The 25,946-nt window shown below is 46.7% G+C and carries 21 protein-coding genes; 20 read left to right on the top strand and 1 reads right to left on the bottom strand.

Annotation, left to right across the window (positions count from 1 at the left end; all coding sequences use genetic code 11):
* Positions 1–102 precede the first annotated feature (102 nt).
* The 8 genes from D3H55_RS06840 to pyrG all read left to right on the top strand — a co-directional run bounded on the left by D3H55_RS06840 (position 103) and on the right by pyrG (position 11,948).
* A complete protein-coding gene (locus tag D3H55_RS06840) occupies positions 103–954 on the top strand; it encodes a 3-hydroxybutyryl-CoA dehydrogenase (protein ID WP_119546165.1) in 852 nt (283 codons plus the stop codon).
* A 295-nt stretch (positions 955–1,249) separates the two neighbouring features.
* Positions 1,250–2,386 carry an acyl-CoA dehydrogenase gene (locus D3H55_RS06835; protein WP_119546164.1) on the top strand — a complete coding sequence of 379 codons (1,137 nt, stop codon included), beginning with the start codon at positions 1,250–1,252 and terminating at the stop codon, positions 2,384–2,386.
* A gap of 112 nt (positions 2,387–2,498) precedes the next feature.
* Complete coding sequence (locus D3H55_RS06830; RefSeq protein ID WP_119546163.1) at positions 2,499–3,638, top strand: acyl-CoA dehydrogenase; 1,140 nt, start codon at positions 2,499–2,501, stop codon at positions 3,636–3,638.
* A gap of 302 nt (positions 3,639–3,940) precedes the next feature.
* Entirely contained in the window at positions 3,941–4,570 is a 630-nt protein-coding gene (locus D3H55_RS06825; protein ID WP_205685409.1) for a TetR/AcrR family transcriptional regulator, read from the top strand.
* A 353-nt stretch (positions 4,571–4,923) separates the two neighbouring features.
* Positions 4,924–8,190 carry a fused isobutyryl-CoA mutase/GTPase IcmF gene (icmF, locus tag D3H55_RS06820; RefSeq protein WP_119546162.1) on the top strand — a complete coding sequence of 1,089 codons (3,267 nt, stop codon included), beginning with the start codon at positions 4,924–4,926 and terminating at the stop codon, positions 8,188–8,190.
* A gap of 244 nt (positions 8,191–8,434) precedes the next feature.
* A complete protein-coding gene (locus D3H55_RS06815; protein WP_119546161.1) occupies positions 8,435–8,626 on the top strand; it encodes a hypothetical protein in 192 nt (63 codons plus the stop codon).
* 681 nt (positions 8,627–9,307) lie between these two features.
* Positions 9,308–9,874 (top strand): DNA-directed RNA polymerase subunit delta, encoded by a 567-nt coding sequence (gene rpoE, locus D3H55_RS06805; protein ID WP_119546159.1) that lies wholly within the window; start codon positions 9,308–9,310, stop codon positions 9,872–9,874.
* A 472-nt stretch (positions 9,875–10,346) separates the two neighbouring features.
* Positions 10,347–11,948, top strand: coding sequence for a CTP synthase (gene pyrG / locus D3H55_RS06800; RefSeq protein ID WP_119546158.1), 1,602 nt, complete (start codon positions 10,347–10,349; stop codon positions 11,946–11,948).
* Positions 11,949–12,576: 628 nt separating this feature from the next.
* Here the strand turns inward: pyrG and D3H55_RS06795 are convergent.
* Positions 12,577–13,098, bottom strand: a complete 522-nt coding sequence (locus D3H55_RS06795) for a DUF2529 domain-containing protein (RefSeq protein ID WP_119546157.1) — start codon at positions 13,096–13,098, stop codon at positions 12,577–12,579.
* Positions 13,099–13,399: 301 nt separating this feature from the next.
* Between D3H55_RS06795 and D3H55_RS06790 the strand changes: the two genes are divergently transcribed.
* From D3H55_RS06790 to spoIIR, 12 genes are all read left to right on the top strand, one after another.
* The gene (locus D3H55_RS06790) at positions 13,400–13,762 is read left to right on the top strand and encodes a response regulator (RefSeq protein ID WP_119546156.1); all 363 of its coding nucleotides are present in this window, start codon (positions 13,400–13,402) and stop codon (positions 13,760–13,762) included.
* A 164-nt stretch (positions 13,763–13,926) separates the two neighbouring features.
* Positions 13,927–14,784 carry a class II fructose-bisphosphate aldolase gene (locus D3H55_RS06785; protein ID WP_119546155.1) on the top strand — a complete coding sequence of 286 codons (858 nt, stop codon included), beginning with the start codon at positions 13,927–13,929 and terminating at the stop codon, positions 14,782–14,784.
* 125 nt (positions 14,785–14,909) lie between these two features.
* Positions 14,910–15,560: a fructose-6-phosphate aldolase gene (fsa, locus tag D3H55_RS06780; RefSeq protein WP_119546154.1), complete on the top strand. Its 651-nt coding sequence runs from the start codon at positions 14,910–14,912 to the stop codon at positions 15,558–15,560.
* 1,043 nt (positions 15,561–16,603) lie between these two features.
* Positions 16,604–17,893 carry a UDP-N-acetylglucosamine 1-carboxyvinyltransferase gene (gene murA / locus D3H55_RS06760; protein ID WP_119546153.1) on the top strand — a complete coding sequence of 430 codons (1,290 nt, stop codon included), beginning with the start codon at positions 16,604–16,606 and terminating at the stop codon, positions 17,891–17,893.
* Positions 17,894–18,011: 118 nt separating this feature from the next.
* Positions 18,012–18,974 carry a class II fructose-bisphosphatase gene (glpX, locus tag D3H55_RS06755; RefSeq protein WP_119546152.1) on the top strand — a complete coding sequence of 321 codons (963 nt, stop codon included), beginning with the start codon at positions 18,012–18,014 and terminating at the stop codon, positions 18,972–18,974.
* Positions 18,975–19,398: 424 nt separating this feature from the next.
* Positions 19,399–20,664 (top strand): transcription termination factor Rho, encoded by a 1,266-nt coding sequence (gene rho / locus D3H55_RS06750; RefSeq protein ID WP_119546151.1) that lies wholly within the window; start codon positions 19,399–19,401, stop codon positions 20,662–20,664.
* 237 nt (positions 20,665–20,901) lie between these two features.
* A complete protein-coding gene (gene rpmE / locus D3H55_RS06745) occupies positions 20,902–21,114 on the top strand; it encodes a 50S ribosomal protein L31 (RefSeq protein ID WP_119546150.1) in 213 nt (70 codons plus the stop codon).
* Between the two features lie 342 nt (positions 21,115–21,456).
* Positions 21,457–22,071, top strand: a complete 615-nt coding sequence (locus D3H55_RS06740; protein WP_119546149.1) for a thymidine kinase — start codon at positions 21,457–21,459, stop codon at positions 22,069–22,071.
* 286 nt (positions 22,072–22,357) lie between these two features.
* Positions 22,358–22,792 carry a hypothetical protein gene (locus D3H55_RS06735; protein WP_119546148.1) on the top strand — a complete coding sequence of 145 codons (435 nt, stop codon included), beginning with the start codon at positions 22,358–22,360 and terminating at the stop codon, positions 22,790–22,792.
* A 91-nt stretch (positions 22,793–22,883) separates the two neighbouring features.
* Entirely contained in the window at positions 22,884–23,954 is a 1,071-nt protein-coding gene (gene prfA, locus D3H55_RS06730) for a peptide chain release factor 1 (protein WP_119546147.1), read from the top strand.
* Positions 23,954–24,820: a peptide chain release factor N(5)-glutamine methyltransferase gene (gene prmC / locus D3H55_RS06725; RefSeq protein WP_119546146.1), complete on the top strand. Its 867-nt coding sequence runs from the start codon at positions 23,954–23,956 to the stop codon at positions 24,818–24,820. The genes prfA and prmC overlap by 1 nt, the downstream gene beginning before the upstream one ends.
* 225 nt (positions 24,821–25,045) lie before the next feature.
* Entirely contained in the window at positions 25,046–25,873 is an 828-nt protein-coding gene (gene spoIIR, locus D3H55_RS06720; protein WP_119546145.1) for a stage II sporulation protein R, read from the top strand.
* The last annotated feature ends 73 nt before the right edge of the window (positions 25,874–25,946 follow it).

Here is a 25,946-nt window from a genome sequence, read left to right as displayed (position 1 = left end):
AAAAACCGCCGATAAACTGCCCGAAACCGCCGATAAACCATTCAAAATCGCCGATAAATCAAAAACACTACTCAAGATCCAGACAAAGGGGAGAAAAAATATATGAGTATCAAGAACGTAATGGTCATAGGTGCAGGACAAATGGGATCGGGAATCGCCCAGGTCTGCGCCCAAGCCGGATTCCAAGTAAAACTCAACGACTTGAAAGAAGATTTCGTCCAAAGGGGAATGGGCGTCATCAATAAGAACCTTTCCCGTTCCGTCGAAAAAGGCAGGATGACGGAAGAAGACAAAGAGAAGGTTTTATCTAATCTGACTCAGTCAACGGACCTGCAGGATGCAAGTGATGTTGATCTTGTCATTGAAGCGGCAGTTGAAAACATGGAAGTTAAGACAAATATTTTTAAACAGCTGGATGAAATCGCACCACAGCACGCAATCCTTGCAACGAACACTTCGTCTCTTCCGATTACAGAAGTGGCAGCAGCGACCAACAGACCGCAAAAAGTGATCGGCATGCACTTCATGAATCCGGTTCCGGTCATGAAACTGGTTGAAATCATCCGGGGACTTGCAACATCGGATGAAGTCTATCAGGAAATTGAAGACATGACGAAGACGCTGAACAAAGTCGGCGTTGAAGTGGAGGATTTCCCTGGGTTCGTTTCCAACCGTGTATTGATGCCGATGATCAACGAAGCGATCTATACACTTTACGAAGGGGTTGCGACGAAGGAAGCGATTGATGAAGTGATGAAGCTCGGGATGAATCATCCTATGGGACCAATCACATTGGCTGATTTTATCGGACTGGATACCTGCCTGTACATCATGGAAACCCTTCACGAAGGATTCGGCGATGACAAATACCGTCCATGTCCGCTGCTTCGCAAGTATGTGAAAGCTGGATGGCTGGGCAAGAAAACCGGCCGCGGATTCTATACGTACGAGTAAAACAAGTTTGGGGAAGCTTGTTATGGGACAACGGGCACGGCTGGATAACCGGTAACGGAAAACCCGGTGAATATCCAAGTGCCCGGCAGCCCTTTTTTAAAAGGCTGACTTCGTAGAAGCTACTGCTTTCGAAAAGTTTCCAAGAGGCTGTTTTTCCCCTGGTTACCCGGGGGCCAATCCTTAAACGGAAAGACCAGTCTTTTCTTTCGTGTTGACCAGGGTGATGGTTTTCTGGATTTAGAATGGATAGCAGCCAAGTCGAAGAGCCTTTACTAACATCAGGGAGGAAATCAGGATGGACTTACGGTTTACAGAGGAACAGCAGATGATGAGGAAGATGGTCCGCGACTTTGCGCAGACGGAGATTGCACCATTTGTTGAAAGAATGGAAGCTGGTGAGTTTCCAAGAGAGATTCTGAAGAAGATGGCAGAGCTCGGATTGATGGGAATCACCATTCCGGAAAAGTACGGCGGGTCGGAAATGGACTTCACCTCTTATATCAGTGCGATTCATGAACTATCCAAGGTAAGTGCGACAGTCGGTGTCATCCTGTCGGTGCATACTTCGGTTGGAACGAATCCGATCCTTTACTTTGGAACTGAAGAACAGAAGCAAAAATATGTGACGAAACTGGCATCCGGTGAATATCTGGGGGCATTCTGTCTGACGGAACCTGGAGCGGGGTCGGATGCAGGCGGCCTGAAATCAAAAGCTGTCAAAAAAGATGATCACTATATCATCAACGGCGCCAAAGTCTTTATCACCAATGGAGGTGAGGCAGACGTATACATCGTCTTTGCCTCGACAGACCCGGAAAAGGGCGGCCGCGGAGTTTCTGCGTTTATCGTTGAAAAAGACACACCTGGACTCATCATCGGAAAAGATGAACAAAAGATGGGCCTCCATGGTTCGCGGACAGTCCAGCTTACATTTGAAGATATGAAAGTACCGGCAGAAAACCTTTTGGGTGAAGAAGGCCAGGGCTTCAAGATTGCGATGGCAAACCTTGATGTCGGCCGGATCGGTATCGCTGCCCAGGCACTGGGAATTGCCGAGGCTGCGTTTGACCACTCAACAGCTTATGCAAAAGAACGGGTACAGTTCGGCAAGCCGATTGCAGCCCAGCAGGGAATCGGATTCAAGCTTGCAGATATGGCGACAGCCGTGGAAGCCTCAAAACTATTAGTCTATCGCGCAGCCAATATGAGAAGCGAAGGAATGAATTGCGGCAGGGAAGCATCCATTGCCAAGCTTTTCGCATCCAAGACTGCAGTTGAAGTGACAACGGAAGCCATCCAAGTCTATGGCGGATACGGCTACACCGAAGAATACCCGGTTGAAAGACTTTTCCGTGACGCCAAAGTAACAGAAATATACGAAGGCACTAGCGAAATCCAAAGAGTTGTCATAGGCAAACATCTCTTAAAATAAGATTGGAGCGCTTTAGCACTCTAAAGCAAGTGGGGACAGTCCCCTGTTACTTTAAAGTACTAAAGCGCCGGCGATCCAATATCCTACTAAACAGACAAACGGGGGAAGAGAAATGAATTTCAAATTATCAGAAGAACATGAAATGATCCGCAAAATGGTGCGCGATTTCGCGAAGAACGAAGTGGAACCGACTGCAGCGGAGCGCGATGAAGAAGAACGCTTTGACCGGGGGCTTTTCGATAAGATGGCAGAGCTTGGCCTCACAGGGATCCCTTGGCCGGAAGAGTACGGCGGGATTGGCAGTGACTACCTCGCATACTGTATCGCGGTTGAAGAACTGTCAAGAGTTTGTGCTTCAACGGGTGTAACATTGTCTGCCCATACGTCACTGGCTGGATGGCCGATTTTCAAATTCGGTAACGAAGAACAAAAGCAGAAGTACCTTAAGCCGATGGCGCAAGGTGAGAAAATCGGGGGATATGGTTTGACGGAGCCTGCTTCCGGATCAGACGCTGGCGGAATGAAAACTACAGCGAAGCTTGACGGCGACCACTATGTTTTGAATGGCTCAAAGATCTTCATCACAAACGGCGGTATTGCCGATATCTATGTTGTTTTTGCTTTGACAGACCCATCACAGCGCCAAAGAGGGACGTCAGCATTCATCATCGAAAGCGGCTTTGAAGGCTTCTCCGTCGGCAAGAAAGAAAAGAAACTGGGCATCCGCTCATCACCGACAACAGAAATCGTATTCGATAACTGCCGGGTTCCAAAAGAAAACATGTTAGGAAAAGAAGGAGAAGGCTTCAAGATTGCCATGATGACACTTGACGGAGGCCGTAACGGGATTGCTGCCCAGGCAGTCGGAATTGCACAAGGTGCGTTGGACGCTTCCATCGCATATGCCAAGGAACGTGAACAGTTTGGCAAGCCGATTGCAGCGAACCAGGGGATATCCTTCAAAATTGCAGATATGGCAACAAGCATCGAGGCTTCCCGCTTGCTGACTTATCAGGCAGCCTGGCTTGAATCGGAAGGCCTTCCTTACGGGAAAGAATCAGCAATGTCCAAGCTGATGGCCGGTGATACAGCAATGAAAGTGACAACAGAAGCGGTACAGATCTTCGGGGGCTACGGCTATACAAAAGATTATCCGGTCGAGCGCTATATGCGTGACGCCAAAATCACCCAGATCTATGAAGGCACACAGGAAATCCAGCGTCTCGTCATCTCCCGCATGGTGACGAAATAATATTTCTGAAGAGATTTAGGAACAGAGATCTTTAATAAGAGACTATTACCAGCAATGATAGTTTTAGGGATTCGTAAAGATGAGTTGATTGAAGCGGAAGGTGTGCCACCTCCTGCGGAGCAGCGGGACAGGTGAGCCAAGGTTACGTACCTACCGGACCGTAACCCCGCAGGCGAAGCTGAGGAGGCTCACCGCCCGCCCCGCGGAGTCGCACACCTGCAGCGGAAATCAATCGTTTGCAAACAAGGGGAAAGTTTTACACAAGAGGGAGAAAAGGTGGTCAATAAAGGCGGTCGGATAATGTGAATAAAAAGAGGGAAGTCCATGCTTCTGTCAAAGATGAAAGGCTTGTAGAAAAGCGCCGTGATGAGATGGTCCGCGGGGCTGTCTCTCTCTTCAAGCTAAAGGGGTTTCATCGGACAACGACTAGAGAGATTGCCAAAGCGGCCGGTTTCAGTATCGGCACGCTGTATGAATATATCAGGACAAAGGAAGACGTTCTTTACCTCGTCTGTGACAGCATCTACGAGCAAGTGCGCTCACAGCTGCAGGCGATGGACACCGAACAGGGGACACTGGTCAGCTTGAAATTGGGCATCGACCACTATTTCCGTGTCATGGATGATCTGCAGGATGAGGTCCTGGTCATGTATCAGGAAGCCAAATCGCTTTCAAAGGATGCCCTTCCGTATGTGCTGCAAAAAGAACTGGAAATGGTCGGCATGTTTGAAACGCTGATCAAAAGATGCTGCGAAAACGGCGAGCTTGCCCTGGATGAAACCAGGATCCACCTGCTCGCTCAGAATATTTTTGTCCAGGGGCAGATGTGGGGATTCCGCCGCTGGGCGCTTCAGAAAAAATACACATTGGAAGAGTATATTGAAATTCAAACAGACCTGCTTTTTTCAGGCATCAACGGCTATCTAGAGTAGGTTGTTGCTGGGAAAATTATAGTGATGTGATTGCTCCAGGAGTTGCACATAGGTGATTGGAGCGGAGAGTGAACGATCTCGTGACTGGCGGGACAGGTGAGACCCCGGAAGTGCAGGTGAGGAGGCCAATCCAGCTCCAATGGCCAGCGACTGGCAGATTGCGGTCTTTCTCCTTGCGATAAGTCAAGATCGGCTCGCTGTGCTTGCCGTGTTTCCTTTATCTCATGAGAGAGCCCTCCAATCTGTGAGTCGCTGAACGGCCATTTCCGCTTTTTGGGTCACCGCCCTCCCGCGCAGCCGTATACCTGGAGAGCAAATCAATACAGGATTATTTTATGAACAGGGGGAGAAATATGAGCACGGTTGAGATTTATAAGCCAAAGCATCACGTCCGCTTCGTGACAGCATCCAGCTTGTTCGACGGACATGACGCTTCCATCAATATCATGAGAAGAATCATACAGGCGAGCGGTGCAGAGGTCATCCACCTCGGCCATAACCGTTCTGTTGAAGAAGTGGTCAATGCTGCAATCCAGGAAGATGTCCAGGGTATCGCAATATCTTCCTACCAGGGCGGGCATGTTGAATACTTTAAATATATGTACGACCTTTTGCAGGAAAGAGGCGCGGCCCATATCCGCATATACGGCGGCGGAGGCGGGGTGATCATACCCCGCGAAATCAAGGAACTGCATAATTACGGCATTGCCCGGATTTTTTCTCCGGAAGACGGCCGGACTCAAGGCCTTCAGGGAATGATCAATAACATGATCGAAGAATGTGATTTCCCAACGGTTACTTCTTCTGTAGGCGAGCAGTTGGATAAATTGCAGGCGGGGGATATCAACACGGTCTCAAAAATGATTTCACTTGCTGAATACCAAATCAATACGAACGAAGAAGCTGCGGCCACGGCACAATCCGTTCTTTCTGAAGTGAAGTCAATGGCCAAGACTGTACCGGTACTCGGAATCACAGGTACAGGCGGCGCCGGGAAAAGCTCCCTTACAGATGAACTGATCCGCCGCTTCCTGAATGAAATCCCTGAGAAAAAGGTGGCGATCCTGTCAATCGACCCGACGAAACAGAAAACAGGCGGGGCCCTTCTTGGCGACCGCATCCGGATGAACGCCATCTTCAACAATCGGGTATTCATGAGAAGCTTGGCGACACGCGGATCGAAGACAGAGCTTTCCCTTGCTATACAGGATTCCATCAATGTGGTAAAAGCTGCAGGCTATGATCTGGTCATTGTAGAAACATCCGGTATCGGCCAGGGGGATGCCGAAATCGCAGAAATCTGTGATCTGTCCATGTATGTCATGACAAGCGAATTCGGAGCGCCTTCACAGCTTGAAAAAATTGATATGATCGACTATGCCGACCTGATCGTCATCAACAAATTTGAGCGGAAAGGGTCCGAAGATGCAAGGCGCCAGGTACAGAAGCAGTATCAGCGCAGCCATATGCTGTTTGACAAGGATCTCGATCTGATGCCTGTGTATGGAACGATTGCCAGCCAATTCAACGATCCGGGCACAAACGCGTTGTTTGCCGCTCTGGTTGATAAAATCAACAGCAAACTGAATCTTGAGTGGTCCACCTCTTTTTCGAAGGATGTGGATGTTGAAAAACAGAATGTCATCATTCCGAATGACCGTCGTTATTACCTGAGAGAAATTTCAGAAACGGTGAGGAATTACCATAAAAAAGCGGAAGAGCAAGCACATCTCGCCCGCAAATTGTTCCAGCTTAAAGGAGCCATCGAGGCGGTGAAGGAACAAGAAGTCAACGAAGAAGTGGTGACTTCCCTTGAAAACTTGAAAAAGAATGTAGAAGAAAAACTGACTCCTGAATCCAGAAAAATCCTTGATGGCTGGGAAGAATTCAAAGAGAAATACGGCGCTGACCAGTTCATCACGAAAATCAGGGACAAGGAGATCATCACTGAGCTGAAGACAAAGAGCCTGTCCGGCCTTGATATCCCGAAAGTGGCACTTCCGAGATATAAGGACTTCGGCGAAATCCTTGGCTGGGTCTATAAAGAAAATGTGCCTGGTGCATTCCCGTACACAGGGGGAGTATTCCCATTCAAACGCAAAGGGGAAGATCCGAAGCGCCAATTTGCGGGTGAAGGTACACCGGAGAGAACGAACCGCCGCTTCCATTATCTGTCCAAGGACGATGATGCGAAACGATTGAGTACGGCATTTGACTCGGTCACACTGTATGGTGAAGATCCTGACCACCGTCCGGATATTTACGGAAAAGTCGGGGAGAGCGGCGTGAGCATCTGTACGCTGGATGACATGAAGAAATTGTATGCCGGCTTCGACCTGTGCGCTCCGTCGACTTCTGTTTCCATGACAATCAACGGCCCGGCACCGATCATCCTGGCCATGTTCATGAACACAGCCATCGATCAGCAGGTGAAGAAGAAAGAAGAGGAACTCGGAAGGACGCTTACACTGGAAGAGTTCACTCATGTTAAAGAAGCAACCCTTAATGTGGTGCGCGGTACGGTCCAGGCAGATATTTTAAAAGAAGACCAGGGCCAGAACACGTGTATCTTCTCTACTGAATTCGCATTGCGGATGATGGGTGACATCCAGCAGTACTTCATCGATCACAAAGTAAGAAACTATTACTCTGTATCGATTTCCGGCTACCATATCGCGGAAGCAGGAGCGAACCCGATTTCCCAGCTTGCCTTCACACTGGCAAATGGCTTTACGTATGTGGAATACTACTTAAGCAGAGGCATGGACATCAATGACTTTGCACCGAATTTATCCTTCTTCTTCTCGAATGGACTTGATCCCGAGTATACGGTAATTGGAAGAGTTGCACGCCGTATCTGGGCGACAGTCATGAGAGATAAGTATGGTGCAAATGAACGGAGCCAAAAACTGAAGTACCACATCCAGACGTCCGGGCGCTCGCTGCATGCGCAGGAAATCGATTTTAACGATATCCGTACGACATTGCAGGCGTTGATGGCGCTTCAGGATAACTGTAATTCCCTTCATACGAATGCTTATGACGAAGCGATCACGACGCCTACGGAGGAATCAGTCCGCAGAGCGATGGCGATCCAGATGATCATCACGAAAGAACATGGATTGTCTAAGAATGAAAATCCGCTTCAAGGTTCTTTCATTGTTGAAGAATTGACAGACCTTGTGGAAGAAATGGTGCTCGCAGAATTCGATCGCATCAACGACCGCGGCGGTGTGCTGGGTGCGATGGAAACCCAGTATCAGCGCGGGAAGATCCAGGAAGAGTCCATGTACTATGAAATGAAAAAGCACAGCGGCGAACTGCCGATTGTCGGGGTCAACACCTACCTGAACCCGAATCCTCCATCAGAAGAACAGATGGATACCATGGAACTGGCACGTGCGACGAAAGAAGAAAAAGAAACACAGATCACGAACCTTCGCAGCTTCCAGGGACGCAATGAAGACAGCACAGAAGAAGCATTGAAGAGGCTGAAAGAAGCAGCTGTGAACGACGGGAACATCTTTGCCGAATTGATGGAAACCGTCAAAGTCGCAAGCCTGGGCCAAATCACAAGGGCGCTCTACGAAGTGGGCGGACAGTATAGAAGAAACATGTAATCTCAATGAAAATGGGTCCAAAGCCGGGAGCTTAGGACCCGTTTTTCCTGATATCCAGGAAACGCTTTAGCCCTTTAAAGCAGCCGGGGACTGTCCCCGGCTGCTTTAAAGGGCTAAAGTGACAGAATCGAATTTCCTGTTTTTTAACACAGATTTAATATTATATAGCACCATTTTCATCTATAATAGGTAAAGAGTAATATGAATTTCAGTTGTGCTGGTTATATGGCAGGGAGTGAACATTTTGAAGTTTTTACTTAAATACATCCTGATTTTGGCAGGTTTCATATTATCGTTTTACCTATATCAGAAACTCCTGGGAGCGATCCCGCTTTTGGTTTTGGCTTCTTATTTCTTCTATGAAGCTTTCAGTGAAATATATCAAAATGCAATGAAGCAGCGCCACGCTGATTTAGAAAAAGGGGAACTGCCCTGACGTTGTGAACCAGAAGACGAAAGAGGCAATTCCCCATTTTACTGTCCCCCATCTCGCACCCTCTCAATATACCTTCCAAGAAACCCGATTCAAGAGAACCCTGATGTGGAAAAAAATAAAAGAAAAACCGCATAAATCTAGCATAAACCACTGTATATTGTTTATAATGAATAATATGGTTTTAGGCAAATTCGAGAATTATGCCCTTTTATCATTCTTTTAGGCTGGCTTCGTAAATATTACTTTAATAATATTTCCTGCTTATTCTTACATAACATTAGAAATAGAGTGTGAACGCACTTTTTTTCTAATTAATAGCTCTGTAAAAGCTTTTTCGTGAGCTGGTAGCGGAATGCGCTCGACTCCTGGGGAATCAGCGGGACAGGTGAGCCCCCGCAGGCGAACCTAGCTCCAGCGGCCAGCGACTAGCTGATTTCGGCCACCTTTCTTGCGATAAGTCATCATCAACTCATTTATGTTCGTTGTGATTCCTTTATCTCATGCAGGAGCCCTCCAATCCGTACATCGCTGAACGGCCGCTTACGCTTTTTATTCAGCCGAGGAGGCTCAACGCCCGCCCTTGGGAAAGCGAGTGCCTGGAGCGGAAACAATTTTAAAGTAACGAATTACGAAAATAGCATCTTTTAATAGAATGTGAAATAGAGAAAGGAAGTGCGTTAGATGAGTTTAAAGCAGCTATCGACAGAAGAATTGCATCAAATGTCTTTCATAGAATTAGCACATGAGTTACTGGCGGATAAAAAACAGGCAATGTCATTCAATGATTTAATCAAACAGATCGGCGACATACTGGAGCTGTCCGGGGAGGAAGTCCGTTCACGCATGGTCCAGTTCTACACAGACCTCAATGTAGATGGTCGCTTCATCGCGCTTGGTGAGAACCGCTGGGGAATCAGAGCTTGGTATCCGGTTGATCAAATCGAGGAAGAAACCGTTCCGACCATCAAGACACGCAAGAAGAAATCCAAGAAAAAGGATGACGAGGATCTGGAAGAAGACTTCGATGATGAAGACCTGGACTTCGATGACCTTGATGATTTGGATGAAGAGGATCTTACAGATGATGAAGAAGATCTTGATGACGATGATGATGAGGAAGACCTAGATTCAGATGAAGAAGAAATCGATGAAGAACTGATCGATGAAGATGAATATGATCTTGGTGATGATGAAGAGGAAGAAGAACTCGACGAAGACGACGAGGATTCAGAAAAAGAAGACAAATAATCAATTCTTGACTTCTGATGTCGAGGAAGGTAGTATGTTATTTGGGCTCCTTAAAAAAGGATCAGATTATGAATTCAACGCTCCCCTTACTTCGGTAAGCGGGGGCGTTTTTTATTTTTTGCACCCCCTTGAAGCTGTTTCGTGAAGACAACCTTCCGCTCTTTTTCTTAGGCACTTTTCGTAAACTTTGCTGCTATTCAATATAAAATTTTCAAGTAATATCCTGATGAATCGCCGTCAAATTCCCGGTGAGCAGGAAAGAAAAGAGCTGCCCGTTCTTTTCCGAAAGCAGCAATGTATGCGAAAACAACCTTTTTTTATAAAAGATTTTAGGAGACGAAGACTGCTGCAGCAGTACATGGGAGGCTTCACAGAAATAGTTCCGGGATTAATTTCATCATAAGAGACTAATGTTCAGCACTGCTGAACATACTTTTTTTAGACAACTAACTTGAAGAAGGGGGTACTTTGCATGACAAAGTATATTTTTGTAACAGGCGGTGTAGTTTCCTCACTGGGTAAAGGAATTACAGCTGCTTCACTTGGAAGACTATTGAAAAACCGCGGGTTGAAAGTGACAATCCAGAAATTTGATCCATACATCAACGTGGACCCTGGTACAATGAGCCCGTATCAGCATGGTGAAGTTTTTGTTACCGATGATGGCGCTGAAACGGATCTCGATCTGGGACATTATGAGCGTTTCATTGACATAAATCTTACAAAATACAGCTCAGTGACAACTGGGAAAATCTATTCAACTGTACTGAAAAAAGAGCGCCGCGGCGATTATCTGGGCGGAACGGTCCAGGTCATCCCTCATATTACAAATGAAATCAAAGAGAGAGTATTCCGTGCGGGCCGCGAAACGAATGCGGATATTGTCATTACGGAAATCGGCGGAACGGTCGGTGACATCGAATCCCTTCCATTCCTTGAGGCGATCCGCCAGATCAAGAGCGATGTCGGCCGTGACAACGTAATGTACATCCACTGTACACTTGTTCCTTACATCAAAGCTGCCGGTGAAATGAAGACGAAACCGACCCAGCATAGTGTAAAAGAACTGCGCAGCCTTGGGATCCAGCCTACGGTCATCGTGGTCCGAGCAGAAATGCCGATGACCCAGGATATGAAAGACAAGATTGCCTTGTTCTGTGACATCGATCCCCGTGCCGTCATCGAAGCAATCGATGCGGATACGCTATATGCCGTGCCTGTTGCCCTTCAGGATCAAAAACTTGATCAGCTTACATGCGACCACTTGAAGCTGGATTGCAGAGAGCCGGATATGACCGAGTGGAATGAACTGATCCACAGAGTCCGCAACTTAAGCAAGAAGACGAAGATCGCTCTTGTCGGAAAATACGTCGAGCTGCAGGATGCCTACATTTCAGTAGTGGAAGCCATGAAACATGCCGGCTACAACTTCGATGCAGATGTAGAAGTGAAGTGGCTGAACTCGGAGCTGATCACATCTGAAAATGTCGACGAAGTGCTTAGCGATGTGGACGGTATCCTTGTACCAGGCGGTTTCGGTGACCGGGGCGTTGAAGGTAAAATCATCGTGACGAAATATGCACGTGAAAATAAAGTGCCTTTCCTTGGCATCTGCCTGGGCATGCAGCTGGCATCAGTAGAATATGCCCGCAACGTGCTGGGATATGAAACAGCTCACTCTGCTGAGCTGAACCCGGAAACACCATATCCGGTAATCGATTTGCTTCCTGAGCAGAAAGACATTGAAGACCTTGGCGGAACACTTCGCCTCGGCCTGTATCCTTGTAAACTGACTCCGGGAACAAAGGCTTACGATGCATATGCCGGCGAGGTCGTTTACGAACGCCACCGCCATCGTTATGAGTTTAACAATCACTTCAGAGAAGAAATGGAAGCGGCAGGCTTCATCTTCTCCGGGACAAGCCCTGACGGACGTTTGGTTGAAATTATCGAGCTTGCGGATCACCCTTGGTTCGTGGCATCACAATTCCATCCGGAGTTCACATCCCGCCCTACTCGCCCGCAGCCGCTGTTCCGCGACTTCATCAATGCGGCTTTGGAGAATGCAAAATAATAATATGAAATATAAAGAAGAGCTGACCCGTCCGTGCGGGCCGGCTCTTTTTGTTTGGCTCTTTTCGTAAACTTTGTTGCTATTCAATATAAATTTCAATTAATATGCTGGTAAATCGTCGTAAAAACCCCTGTGAGCAGGAAAGAAAAGAGCTGCTCGTTCTTTTTCGAGAGTAAAACCTTTGTATACAGGGGAAAAATCCGGCACCTGGGATTTTTCCAAAAGCAACAATATATGCGAAAACAGCCTTTTGTTTAAACAAAATGGTTAACGGAACCTGGCTGCTTAATTCTCGAGGAGATTTGCGGCGTTGGTTGAATTTTACATTCTGTGAAGGGTTCTTGGAACCGGGGTCACGGTGAGATGAGCGTCTTGGTGCCTGATGGCAGCTAATGGAACTGGTTATGCAGCGATTTTTGGGGATTAGAGCGGCTCATGAAGGGCCCATTGTACCAATTATGCAGCGATGGGAGATTAGAGTGTTCCGTACAGCCCTTATGAAATAAAAGCTCAGTGAAATTACGATCAAGTTGTACCAAACATGGTTCATGAACCAAACTTCCGCCGAGAGTCCTCATGCAATCCAAGTAAAAAAGCCCCGGCACCAAACCGGGACTTCACTCCAAACTTAATATTCCTCCAGCATCTCTTCAAGCGAAAACTTAAGCAGATAATAGATATAGAGAGCAGCCATACTGGAAGGGAATCCGACACGTTCGCCCAATTCCTCTCCTGGCAGCATGCCTTTGATCAGTTTGGTATCAATGTGGATATCCGCCAAATCGGCAAGGTTTTCTCCTTCACCAGCCACCGCCCCTGAAATCGCGGTAAAAGCAACCCCTTTGTCAGAGAGCTGCTTTGCAAGTGCAGAAGCCTGTTCATCGTTGGAAAAGCGGGATACAAGAAGAACCCTGTCTGCTTCCGTCAGGTCATCCACATTCTCCAGTGCTTTAGCACCGTTAAGTGGTTCCTGTCCATATAGCGCTTCAAGAGTGACGCTTTCCATCTCCTTGAACCCTTTTATATAAATATGGCCTTCACCAACAGCTGCCTGAGCAAGAAGGCGGGCACCATCCTCTATTGAAAACTCTTCCTTATCCGCTATCCGGTTGTAAAGTCCCGAAAGCTGTGTGGTAAACATTTTGATCATCGTGAGTACTCCTTCCAAATAAAGAGGTTTTAATGCAAAAATATAGTTCATTTTACATTAAAGTATAATTCCGACAGAGCATGATGTAAAATTATCGCATAAAGAAGGAATTTCCCGGTCCAATGTTGAAGTATACTTTTGGACTAAAGTTTCATTTACATATCATTTTTTTGTAATAATCAAACCCGGAAAATACCCGGCAGAGAGAAAAAAGCAGCTAATACTGTGGGAAAAGAGGCTCCGTCTACGGCAGCATTTACCACGTTTCAGGTACGAATAAGAGGGGAAGAGGTGGATTAGGATGAATGAAAAAATCCTCATTGTTGACGATCAATTTGGTATCCGGATTTTACTGAACGAGGTTTTGCAGAAGGAAGGCTATACAACATTTCAAGCGGCTAACGGAATTCAGGCACTTGATATAGTGGATAAGCATTCCCTGGACCTGGTATTGCTTGATATGAAGATCCCGGGAATGGACGGGATTGAAATTTTAAAAAGAATGAAAGAAAAGGAACCGGATATCCGGGTCATCATCATGACAGCTTATGGTGAACTGGATATGATCCAGGAAGCGAAAGACCTGGGTGCCATCACCCACTTTGCCAAGCCGTTCGATATTGATGACATCAGACAGGCAGTGAAGCAATACTCAACGATGTAAACCTTTCCATAAAATTGAAAATACGGAATAGTACTTCTTTTATAAAATAAGGGCAGTCAGTTGGTAAAATGTTGACCTTTTTGGTATTATACAGATGAAATTGCAAACACTGAGAAACGGGTATACAGTTACATAACTGACTCAATAAAAGGAGGAACTAGACTATGCCTTTAGTTTCAATGAAAGAAATGCTTATTAAAGCAAAAGAAAACGGCTATGCTGTTGGACAATTCAATTTAAATAACCTTGAGTTCACTCAAGCGATCCTTCAAGCTGCAGAAGAAGAGAAATCACCGGTAATCCTTGGTGTTTCTGAAGGTGCAGGACGTTACATGGGCGGGTTCAAAACTGTCGTGAAAATGGTTGAAGGTCTTCTTGAAGACTACAACATCACAGTTCCTGTTGCCATCCACCTTGACCACGGTTCCAGCTATGATAAATGTAAAGAAGCAATTGATGCAGGATTTACTTCTGTCATGATCGATGCTTCCCACGGTCCTTTCGAGGAAAACATCGAAATCACTTCAAAAGTGGTTGAATATGCTCACTCCAAAGGGGTTTCTGTTGAGGCTGAACTGGGAGTTGTCGGCGGACAAGAGGACGACGTAGTAGCTGACGGCGTTATCTATGCTGACCCTAAAGAGTGCCAGGAGCTTGTAGAGCGCACTGGTATCGATACATTGGCACCTGCCCTTGGTTCTGTTCACGGACCTTACAAAGGCGAGCCAAACCTTGGATTCAAAGAAATGGAAGAAATCGGCGCAGCTACCGGAGTACCTCTTGTGCTTCACGGCGGTACCGGCATTCCAACAAAAGATATCCAAAGAGCGGTCTCTTATGGTACAGCGAAAATCAATGTAAATACTGAAAACCAAATTGCTTCAGCGAAGAAGGTCCGCGAAGTCCTTGCAGAGGATGCGCATGTGTATGATCCACGTAAATATCTTGGACCTGCCCGTGAAGCAATCAAGCAGACAGTCATCGGCAAAATGCGTGAATTTGGTTCTTCAAACCAAGCTTAATTTTATATAACACCACGATCAACTTCTGAATCAAATAAACCATTATAGAAACCGCCTTGTCCTATAAGGCGGTTTCCGTTCATTTTAACTGTTTTGAAAATTTAGTCGAAAAAGGGGAAATTGACATGAAATTTTTTATCGATACAGCAAATATGGAAGAAATCCGCGAAGCATTTGAATGGGGCATCCTTTCCGGAGTGACGACGAATCCTTCACTGGTTGCGAAAGAAGAAGGGGTGTCTTTTCACGACCGCCTGAAGGAAATCGCAAATCTTGTTCCTGGGTCCATCTCGGGTGAGGTCATTGCCCTTGATGCAGAAGGCATGATCAAGGAAGGCCGCGAACTTGCGGCACTGGCACCGAATATCACGGTCAAGGTACCAATGACACCGGATGGCTTGAAAGCAGTTTCTGTATTCGCAAAAGAAGGCATCAAAACAAATGTAACGCTCATTTTCAGCGCGAACCAGGCTTTGCTGGCAGCTAGGGCAGGCGCGACTTATGTCTCTCCTTTCCTTGGAAGATTGGATGATATCGGCCATGACGGAATGGAACTGATCGAAAAAATTGCTGAGATCTTTGCCATTCATGGCATTGATACAGAAATCATCGCGGCGTCCATCAGGCATCCGCAGCACATTACAGATGCGGCATTGAGAGGCGCGCATATTGCAACGACACCATTCAAAGTCCTCAGCCAAATGTTCAAGCATCCGCTGACAGACAAGGGAATCCAGGCATTCCTTGATGACTGGAGCAAGCGTTCAGGAAACTAATTGGTTAATCATGTGTATTGAAGGCGGGGAAGGGCTGCCGGATTAAGAGGAGAAGGAGACTGTGCAGGCACAGCCGAAGAGCGAGCATAGATTGAAAGATTCGAGCTTTTCTTGCCAATCTTATTAATAGTTCAATCAACCGGAACCTGGCAGAAATCAGCCTCTCTTTTCATGCCAATCCAGCTTGGAGGCTAAGTGGTTGACGTACTTCCCGGCTTTTCCTTGCGAGAAGTCAACATCGGCCCGCTGCGCATGCCCTATTTCCTTTGTCTCACTCGCGAACCTCCAGTCTGTACGGCGTTGAACAGCTGCTTCCGCTTTTTATCAGTCCAGCTCCAGCGCCTAGCCCCTCGGGGTCAAATAACCCAAAGAGAATAAAAGGAAAGAGCGGAAAGAGCGGAAAGAGCGCCTTTTATTCTCTTTGGAACATTTGCCTGTCGGGACTGTTCAAGGCGCTTTCGCTTTTTATCAATCCAGCTCCAGCGCCTAGCCCCTCGGGGTTAAATAACCCAAAGAGAATAAAAGGAAAGAGCGGAAAGAGCACCTTTTTTTTCTTTGGAACATTTGCCTGTCGGGGCTGTTCAAGGCGCTTTCGCTTTTTATCAATCCAGCTCCAGCGCCTAGCCCCTCGGGGTCAAATAACCCAAAGAGAATAAAAGGAAAGAGCGCCTTTTTTTCTCTTTGGAACATTTGCCTGTCGGGGCTGTTCAAGGCGCTCTCGCTTTTTATCAATCCAGCTTCAGCGCCCAGCCCCTCGGGGTCAAATAACCCAAAGTGAATAAAAGGAAAGAGCGCCTTTTTTTCTCTTTGGAACATTTGCCTGTCGGGGCTGTTCAAGGCGCTTTCGCTTTTTATAGTATAAATGGTATAATTTATAAAAAAATCTATTCACCTATACATGTTTTGACGAATTATGTATAAACTAGTAGACAATACTTCTTAGAATCATTTTTATTGGTAAAAATAACCATGAATAAACATCAAGATAAATTGACACTCAGTTTATGGGAAATTCATCAAGGAACTATGGAAGGGAGTCTAAAATGGAAAAGCTAAAAATTGCAGGCGGTTATCCACTTAAAGGCACAATTAAGGTAAGTGGAGCGAAAAACAGCGCTGTAGCCCTAATCCCGGCAACCATTCTTGCCGACTCTCCAGTATCAATTGAAGGTTTACCAGATATCTCAGATGTGCAGACACTCAAAGCCCTTCTTGAAGAAATAGGCGGCGAAGTGTCATTTGGCGAAAACGGAGAAATGAGAGTCGATCCGTCCCGGATGATTTCCATGCCATTGCCAAGCGGAAAAGTGAAGAAATTAAGAGCATCCTATTATTTGATGGGTGCCATGCTTGGACGATTCAAAAAGGCGGCTATCGGACTTCCGGGTGGATGCCATCTTGGTCCGCGTCCGATCGACCAGCATATCAAAGGGTTCGAAGCTCTTGGTGCAGAAGTCACAAATGAGCAAGGCGCAATCTACCTGAGAGCCGATGAACTGCGCGGCGCACGGATCTATTTGGATGTCGTCAGCGTCGGGGCGACCATAAATATCATGCTGGCAGCTGTCAGGGCAAAAGGCCAGACAATCATAGAAAATGCAGCAAAAGAACCTGAAATCATCGATGTTGCTACATTGCTCACGAACATGGGAGCGAAGATCAAAGGTGCGGGGACGGATGTCATCCGTATTGACGGAGTCGAAAACTTGAGCGGATGCAGGCATACCATCATTCCGGACCGGATCGAAGCGGGTACATTCATGATTTTAGGAGCCGCGGCAGGTGAAGGTGTGCTGATCGATAATGTCATTCCCCTTCACATGGAATCATTGATTGCGAAATTGCGTGAAATGGGTGTGCCAATTGAAGCAGGCGATGATCAAATCTTCATCGGCAAAGCTGAAAACCTGAACGCAGTGGATATCAAGACCCTTGTTTATCCTGGTTTCCCGACAGATTTACAGCAGCCATTCACTTCGCTCTTAACAAAAGCAAAAGGTTCGGCAGTTGTGACTGATACGATTTATTCCGCGCGCTTCAAGCATATTGATGAACTGCGCCGCATGAATGCCAATATTAAAGTGGAAGGCCGTTCGGCGATTGTCAACGGGCCGATCCAGCTGCAGGGAGCTAAAGTGAAAGCGAGCGACCTTAGAGCCGGGGCTGCCCTTGTGGTAGCAGGCTTGATGGCTGAAGGCGTTACAGAAGTAACTGGCCTTGAGCATATTGACCGCGGCTACAGCAACCTCGTTGAAAAACTTGAAGGGCTTGGTGCGACGATCTGGCGTGAAAAGATGACAGCTGAAGAACTTGAACAGCTGAAAAGTTCCTGATTTACTCTTTCAAGAAAATAATCCTGCCGCTTAATGTTTAATGTGTTACAATATATTTATCATTATGTTATACAATTCGTATATATAAATATATATGTGACACAGGAGGCAGAAATCGATGGAAAGAAGTTTATCTATGGAACTTGTACGCGTAACTGAAGGTGCAGCACTCGCATCGGCCCGCTGGATGGGTAGAGGAAAGAAAAATGAAGCAGATGATGCAGCGACTTCGGCAATGAGAGATGTCTTTGATACAGTGCCGATGAAAGGGACCGTCGTCATTGGAGAAGGGGAGATGGATGAAGCCCCTATGCTCTATATCGGTGAAAAATTAGGGACAGGCTATGGTCCGCGTGTGGACGTGGCAGTAGACCCTTTGGAAGGCACGAATATCGTGGCTTCCGGCGGCTGGAATGCCCTTGCTGTTCTGGCCGTTGCCGATCATGGCAACCTGCTGAATGCCCCGGATATGTACATGGACAAAATTGCCGTTGGACCTGAGGCAGTCGGACAAATCGATATCAACGCTTCTGTGCTTGATAACCTGAAAGCTGTTGCACGTGCGAAAAATAAAGATATTGAAGATGTGGTCGCTACAGTATTGAACCGTGAGCGCCATGAACATATCATTGCCCAGCTGAGAGAAGCGGGTGCAAGGATCAAGCTGATCAATGACGGCGATGTCGCCGGCGCAATGAACACGGCCTTTGATCATACAGGCGTGGATATCCTTTTCGGTTCAGGCGGTGCACCTGAAGGCGTCCTTGCGGCTGTTGCGTTGAAATGCCTTGGAGGGGAAATCCAGGGAAAACTGCTGCCGCAGAACGAAGAAGAGGCTGTGCGTTGTGAAAGTATGGGGCTGGATTGCAGTAAGATCCTCCGTATGGAAGACCTGGTGACTGGTGATGATGCGATCTTCGCGGCAACCGGCGTAACAGATGGTGAGCTTTTGCGCGGTGTCCAATTGAAGGGCAGCCATGGCTTGACGCACTCCATCGTCATGAGAGCGAAATCCGGCACTGTCCGTTTCATCGACGGCCGCCACAGCTTGCAAAAGAAGCCGAATCTCGTCATTAAGTAAGGCATTTCCTAATATTTCCGGTTGCTGATAGGGATGCATGCAGGAAACGGATTGCTATCCACCGCAAGGAGATCCGGTTCCTGTGATTCCTCATGGCCGGCAATCACTTTGGAAATTGCCTGGCATCATAAATAGTAGTCAGCTTTGATGGATCCAGTCCATTGAAGCTGACATTTCCTATATACAGAGAGAAAATGAAACCGGGTATTCCTCTGCCCGCAGGCTTTAACCTTCCCTTTAAATTCCTTTGTTGATTTCAAGAGAAAAATATGATTAGATAGTAGTTGTTTTATTTTCGTCTATAGCATATAAACTTCACAAGAAATTGCTTCTTTATTTCTTCTATTTACTTTTTCCTGTAATTTTTTCCTATCATAACGTTCTCCATATGGTAGATTTCAAATAATTGAAGAGTGGTGTCATTATGGAATTAACGATCAAAGGTCTAGAAAACATGAAATTGAAAGAACTGTATGAATTAGCTAGAGAGTACAAGATTTCCTATTACAGCAAGCTGACAAAAAAAGAACTTATCTTTGCGATTTTAAAAGTGAGAGCGGAGAAGGAAGGCTATTTCTTCATGGAAGGTGTATTGGAAATCATCCAGTCAGAGGGATTTGGATTCCTGCGCCCGATCAACTATTCGCCAAGTGCTGAAGATATTTATATTTCTGCATCACAGATCCGCCGCTTTGACTTGCGGAACGGGGACAAGGTTTCCGGCAAGGTGCGGCCTCCAAAAGAGAATGAGCGCTATTTCGGACTCCTGCATGTAGAGATGGTCAACGGCGAGGAACCGGAAGCTTCCAAGGAACGTGTCCATTTCCCTGCTTTGACACCATTGTATCCCGACCGCCAGATCATGCTGGAGACGGCTCCGAACAAGATTTCCACACGGATCATGGATCTTATCTCCCCGGTTGGATTTGGACAGCGGGGTCTAATCGTTGCTCCTCCAAAAGCGGGTAAGACAATGCTTTTAAAAGAGATTGCGAACTCGATTACCACCAACAATCCAGAAGCGGAATTAATCATTCTGTTGATCGATGAGCGTCCTGAGGAAGTTACGGATATCGAACGTTCAGTGGAAGCGGAAGTTGTCAGCTCGACGTTTGATGAAGTGCCTGAAAATCATATCAAGGTAGCAGAGTTGGTGTTGGAGCGGGCGATGCGCCTTGTTGAACACAAGCGTGACGTGATCATCCTGATGGATAGCATCACTCGTTTGGCGCGTGCGTATAACCTGGTCATCCCTCCAAGCGGAAGGACCCTGTCAGGCGGTATCGACCCGGCAGCTTTCCACCGTCCGAAACGATTCTTTGGTGCTGCGCGTAACATTGAAGAAGGCGGAAGTTTAACGGTGCTTGCCACTGCGCTTATCGATACAGGCTCCCGTATGGATGATGTCATTTATGAGGAATTCAAAGGAACAGGAAACATGGAACTTCACCTTGACCGTCATCTTGCGGAAAGAAGGATCTTCCCTGCGATCGATATCCGCCGTTCCGGCACAAGGAAAGAAGAACTCCTTATTCCTTCTGAAAACCTCGAAAAATTGTGGGCAATCAGAAAAGCAATGTCCGATGCACCGGACTTCGCGGAAAAATTCCTGCGCAAGCTGAAAAAGTCGAAAACCAACGAAGAATTCTTCGAAGTGCTGCACGAAGAATCCAAAGGAAAAAGGGGCTGACGCTTTACCCCTTTAAAGCAAGTGGGGACAGTCCCCACTTGCTTTAGAGCGTTAAAGGGAATCCCATCCAGCTCAAAAAGCTGGTTGCAATTCGGGCATGGACTTGTTATAATATTGTCAGTGTGTTTTTAAAGTGGATGCGGTAAGGGGCTGGTCAAACGGCTTATGCTCATATCGCATATTGAGGAATATATAACTCTGTCTCAGATGATTCAGGGCGGAAGGAGATGAAAAAGAATGAAACAAGGAATTCATCCAGAATACAAAAAAGTGATGGTTACATGTGCTTGCGGTAACGAGTTCGAAACAGGTTCTGTTGAGAACGAAGTTAAAGTTGAGGTTTGCTCTGAGTGCCATCCTTTCTACACTGGTCGTCAAAAATTCGCTGATGCCGGCGGACGTGTTGATCGTTTCAACAAAAAATACGGCCTTAAAAACGACAATCAATAAACCTTTTAGAAAAGCGGCGGCTTGATTCCGGCACCCTGCACGCACTTGTGCATAACAGGAGCCTGGATACACGCCCCTTTCTGAATTTTGAAGAAAACAGGCAAGGAATCATGCTTGCCTGTTTTTTATTTCTCTTTTATGAGAAAATAAGTAAGAAATAAGTGGAGGCAGTTCGAAAAGCACTGTGCCACTTTTTTTCTGAAATAAAACGTACCGAGCATTCTTTTTTTATCAAATCACCCGCGTAATTGCACTTATTTTTTTATCTTTTCTGGAGTGGATTTTACATAGGATGCAGTATGGAATTGATTAATACGATCGAGGAAGGAGAGGGCTAATTTCATGTACATCATGAAACAGACCGGTTGGTTGGAAGTAATTTGCGGAAGCATGTTCTCAGGAAAATCAGAAGAATTGATTCGACGCGTAAGGCGGGCACAATTCGCCAAGCAGGAAATCATGGTCTTCAAACCGAAATTAGATAACCGTTACAGCGAGGAATCCGTCGTTTCCCATAATGGGACGTCGGTGATTGCGAGGCCTGTGGAATCATCTTTGGATATCCTTGACGAAGTTACTGCAAGTGTGGATATCGTTGCCATTGATGAAGTTCAGTTTTTTGACGAGGGAATCGTGGAAGTTGTCCAAAAGCTGGCTGACAGTGGGCATCGTGTTGTCACTGCAGGACTTGACCAGGACTTTCGCGGAGAACCATTTGGTCCAATGCCCAATCTGATGGCTGCTGCTGAACAAGTGACAAAACTGCAGGCGGTATGCTCGGTTTGCGGGTCGCCGGCAAGCCGGACACAGCGCCTGATCGATGGGAAGCCTGCTGGCTATGATGATCCGATCATTTTGGTTGGGGCTTCGGAAGCTTATGAACCAAGATGCCGCCATCATCATCAGGTGCCCAAAGGTGTCAGTATCAGTCAGGAATCGATCGTGAAGAAAATATAAATTATTCCGGGAGCCATTTGGTTCCCGGTTTTTATTTTCAAAAATTTTTGTTGTGGAACGGGGGCATGGGAGGCAGCCCTGTCTTTCTTTGAAGATGCCGCCAGCTCCGTGGACCGGCACTATAAGGTCTGCCTTCATGTGGTCCGGGTAATGGCGAATCGCTGGAATCCCGGTGACATTTTTAACATGAACGGAATTCCTTCACCAGTCAGTGAACGTCAGCTTGCGCTTTTGATTGCATATACTCCGAGACATGGGACAACCTATGCTCAGGAGGTGTTTTCAGATGAGAAAAGTCTTGAGTTTACTTTCACTGACTATATTACTGACTGCCTGCGGGGCACAAGAAAAGGATAATCTTTACGTGCAGGATGAAGATCAAGGCGGCAGAAGATTCGTCAACAATGACTTGACGGATGTCGATACCAACCAGAATGTCGACCAGCCGATGGAAACCAACCAAAACCCGAACTTTATTGATTTATCGGAGACACAGCCCAATAAAGGGACGGATGTCGACAAGGCAAGGGAAGTCATCGATGTTTATACAGATTATGAGCCCGGCCAGGTCTGGGTGAACGGAGAGCAGATGTGGGTGACGGCTTACACCCATGACGAATTGTCGCAGGACAAGAGGGATGACAAAGAAGCTGAACTGCGCAAGCGACTGACAAGAGCCTTGCCAAGATACAAGATAAATGTCAAGATCCAAGAGCGGTAAAAGGGATAAGCCCCCTTTTGCCGCTTCTTGTATTTAGGGCGTGCATATAATATAATTAGACTGTTATGGATTAAAATTGAGGTGAATAGCTGTGTTCGATCGTTTACAAGCAGTTGAAGATCGTTATGAAAAGCTGAATGAGCTTTTGAGCGATCCGGAAATTGTGAATGACCCAAAAAAGCTAAGAGAATATTCAAAAGAACAATCTAACATCCAGGAAACTGTTGAAGCATACCGTGAATATAAGGAAGCTACCTCCCAGTTCAAAGATGCCAAATCAATGCTTGAAGAAAAGCTTGATGCTGACATGCGCGAAATGGTCAAAGAGGAAGTCTCTGAACTCGAAGATAAAATTGAAGAGCTTGAAGAAAGAATGAAGATCCTTCTTATTCCAAAAGACCCCAATGATGACAAAAACGTTATCATGGAGGTCCGTGGAGCGGCAGGCGGTGATGAAGCTGCCCTGTTTGCCGGAGATCTTTACCGCATGTACACCCGTTATGCGGAAACTCAAGGCTGGAAGATCGAAGTCATGGAAGCCAACTCGACAGGGGTCGGCGGGTATAAAGAGATCATCTTCATGATCAATGGCAATGGAGCCTACTCAAAGATGAAGTATGAAAATGGTGCCCACCGCGTGCAGCGTGTACCGGAAACGGAATCCGGCGGACGTATCCATACGTCAACTGCAACTGTTGCATGTCTTCCCGAAGCAGAAGAGGTCGAAATTGATATCCATGAAAAAGATATCCGTGTTGATACATTCGCTTCCAGCGGACCTGGCGGCCAGAGTGTAAACACGACGATGTCGGCTGTGCGCCTGACGCATTTACCTACAGGTGTCGTGGTTTCATGCCAGGATGAAAAATCACAGATCAAGAATAAAGAAAAAGCGATGAAAGTACTTCGTGCCCGTGTATATGACAAGTTCCAGCAAGAGGCACAGGCAGAGTATGATGCGAATCGTAAGTCTGCTGTTGGTACTGGTGACCGTTCCGAGCGTATCCGCACGTATAATTTCCCGCAAAACCGTGTGACGGACCACCGCATCGGCCTGACAATCCAAAAGCTCGATCAAATCTTGGAAGGCAAACTGGATGAAGTCATCAGTGCACTTATCCTTGAAGACCAGTCTAAGCTGCTCGAGAGAATGGAAGAGTAATGAGAAATTGCGATACAGTTTTTGAAGCCCTAAAATGGGCTTCTTCTTTTTTGATAGAAAACAAGCGGGATGAAAATGCGGGAGAACTATTAATGAAGCATCTTTTGAAGATGGACAGGTCGCAGCTGCTGGCAAATCAGCGGCTGGTGCTGAAGGATCAGGAAAAATTGGAATTCGTCCGCGGGATCACGGATCACATTCAGGGAACGCCGATCCAGCACATCATCGGTTCCGAGGAATTTTATGGACGGCAGTTTTTGGTCAACGGAGATGTACTGATTCCCCGTCCTGAAACCGAGGAGTTGGTATATCATACGCTGGAAAAAATCCGGGTGCATTTCGGGGCTGCAGAGAGGCTGGAGCTGGCGGATATCGGAACCGGCAGCGGGGCGATTGCTGTTTCATTGAAAGCAGAGAAGCCGGAGTTGTCGGTTTGTGCTGTGGATATTTCAGGTGAGGCTTTGGACGTTGCCCGGCAAAATGCCGAGGTTCTAGGTGCTGAAGTGGTATTTATAGAGGGAGATCTTCTGGAGCCGTTGATTTCACGAGGGATGAAGGTGGATGTTCTGGTGTCCAATCCTCCATATATTCCTTTGGGTGACCTGCCTTCGTTATCCGAAGTGGTGAAAGATCATGAACCTCATTCGGCTCTTTTCGGCGGCGAAAGCGGGCTGGAGTTCTATCAGCGCTTTATGGAAGAACTGCCGCTTGTCATGAAAGACCGGTTCCTGGTTGGCTTCGAAATCGGAGCGGGCCAGGGAGAAGCGGTGGCAGGCATGCTGCGGGGAGCATTCCCGGATACCCATACTGAAATCATCCCTGATATTAACGGCAAAGACAGAATGGTTTTCTGCACGAAAGGCTGATAATGGGTTATGCTTTACCGCATTGCCGCGCTAAGGGGGACTGTCCCTTTCAGCGCGGTGCTGCGTTACCGCGTTACCACGCCCGGGGACAGTCCCCTGTTACTTTAACGCAGCAGAGCAAAGCTATAATTCTAGTATTTTGCCATTTTTAAATTTATTTGATTTTGCTAGTTTAAGAAATCGCATTTCTGACCACACTGTTTTACTGAAGGGACGGTGGAGGAAATGAAATCAACTAAATTAGCATGGATGTACATTATCACTTTATGTATGGGAACTATTTTAAGTTTATATATACCGAAACAGGAATCTATTTCTGCACAGCAGGAGGTCCAGGTCATTCCGAACGAAGCGATCAGGCTCAGGATACTGGCAGACAGTGACAAGGAAGAAGATCAGGCGGTCAAACGTTTGATCCGTGACCGGGTCAATGAAGAAATCACTGTCTGGGTTGAACAACTCACTTCTCTTGAAGAAGCGCGTACAACAATCAAAGCGGGTCTTCCGGAGCTGCAGGAAATTGCAGAAGATGTCATGGAAGAGGAAGGCCTGTCCCAAACGGTCAATGTAGAGTTTGGCAAAGTCGATTTCCCGACGAAGCTTTACGGCCAGTTTTTATATCCTGCCGGGGAATATGAAGCCATCCTGATCACCCTTGGCAGCGGCCAAGGCGCCAACTGGTGGTGTGTGCTTTACCCGCCTTTATGCTTCCTCGATTTTTCAAGCGGAACAGCTGTAAGGAGTCCGGGCTTTGAAACTACTGCAGAAGCCAGTGAAGTAGATGAAGTGTCTGCTGAAACGGCTGTGTCAGAAGAGGAAGCCATTCCTGGTGTAAAAGAGATTCCAGAAGAAGAGCATGCACCAGTCAGCGAAGCTCCAGAAACACCTGAAACCGATGAAGTTTCTGAACAATTGGGAAGTGGACAAGTTGTGGATAGTGTTAAAACAGAGCCGGCTGATGCTCAGGATGACCAGCTTTTTGTAAAGGAAGAAGAAAGTGAAGTGGAAGTAAGATTTTTCGTAGTAGACTTCATCAAAAAATTGATTCCATAAAAACAGATAACCAGAAGAGATTCTTCCCAAAAAAGAATCTCTTTTGTTCTTTTTACTCTCTCATTACATATCT

It is taken from the genome of Bacillus salacetis (assembly GCF_003581585.1).
In the GTDB taxonomy this organism is placed as follows: Bacteria; Bacillota; Bacilli; order Bacillales; family Bacillaceae_B; genus Rossellomorea; species Rossellomorea salacetis.
Note: the sequence above shows the minus strand (reverse complement) of the source record. Positions and strands in the feature narration are given on the sequence as shown.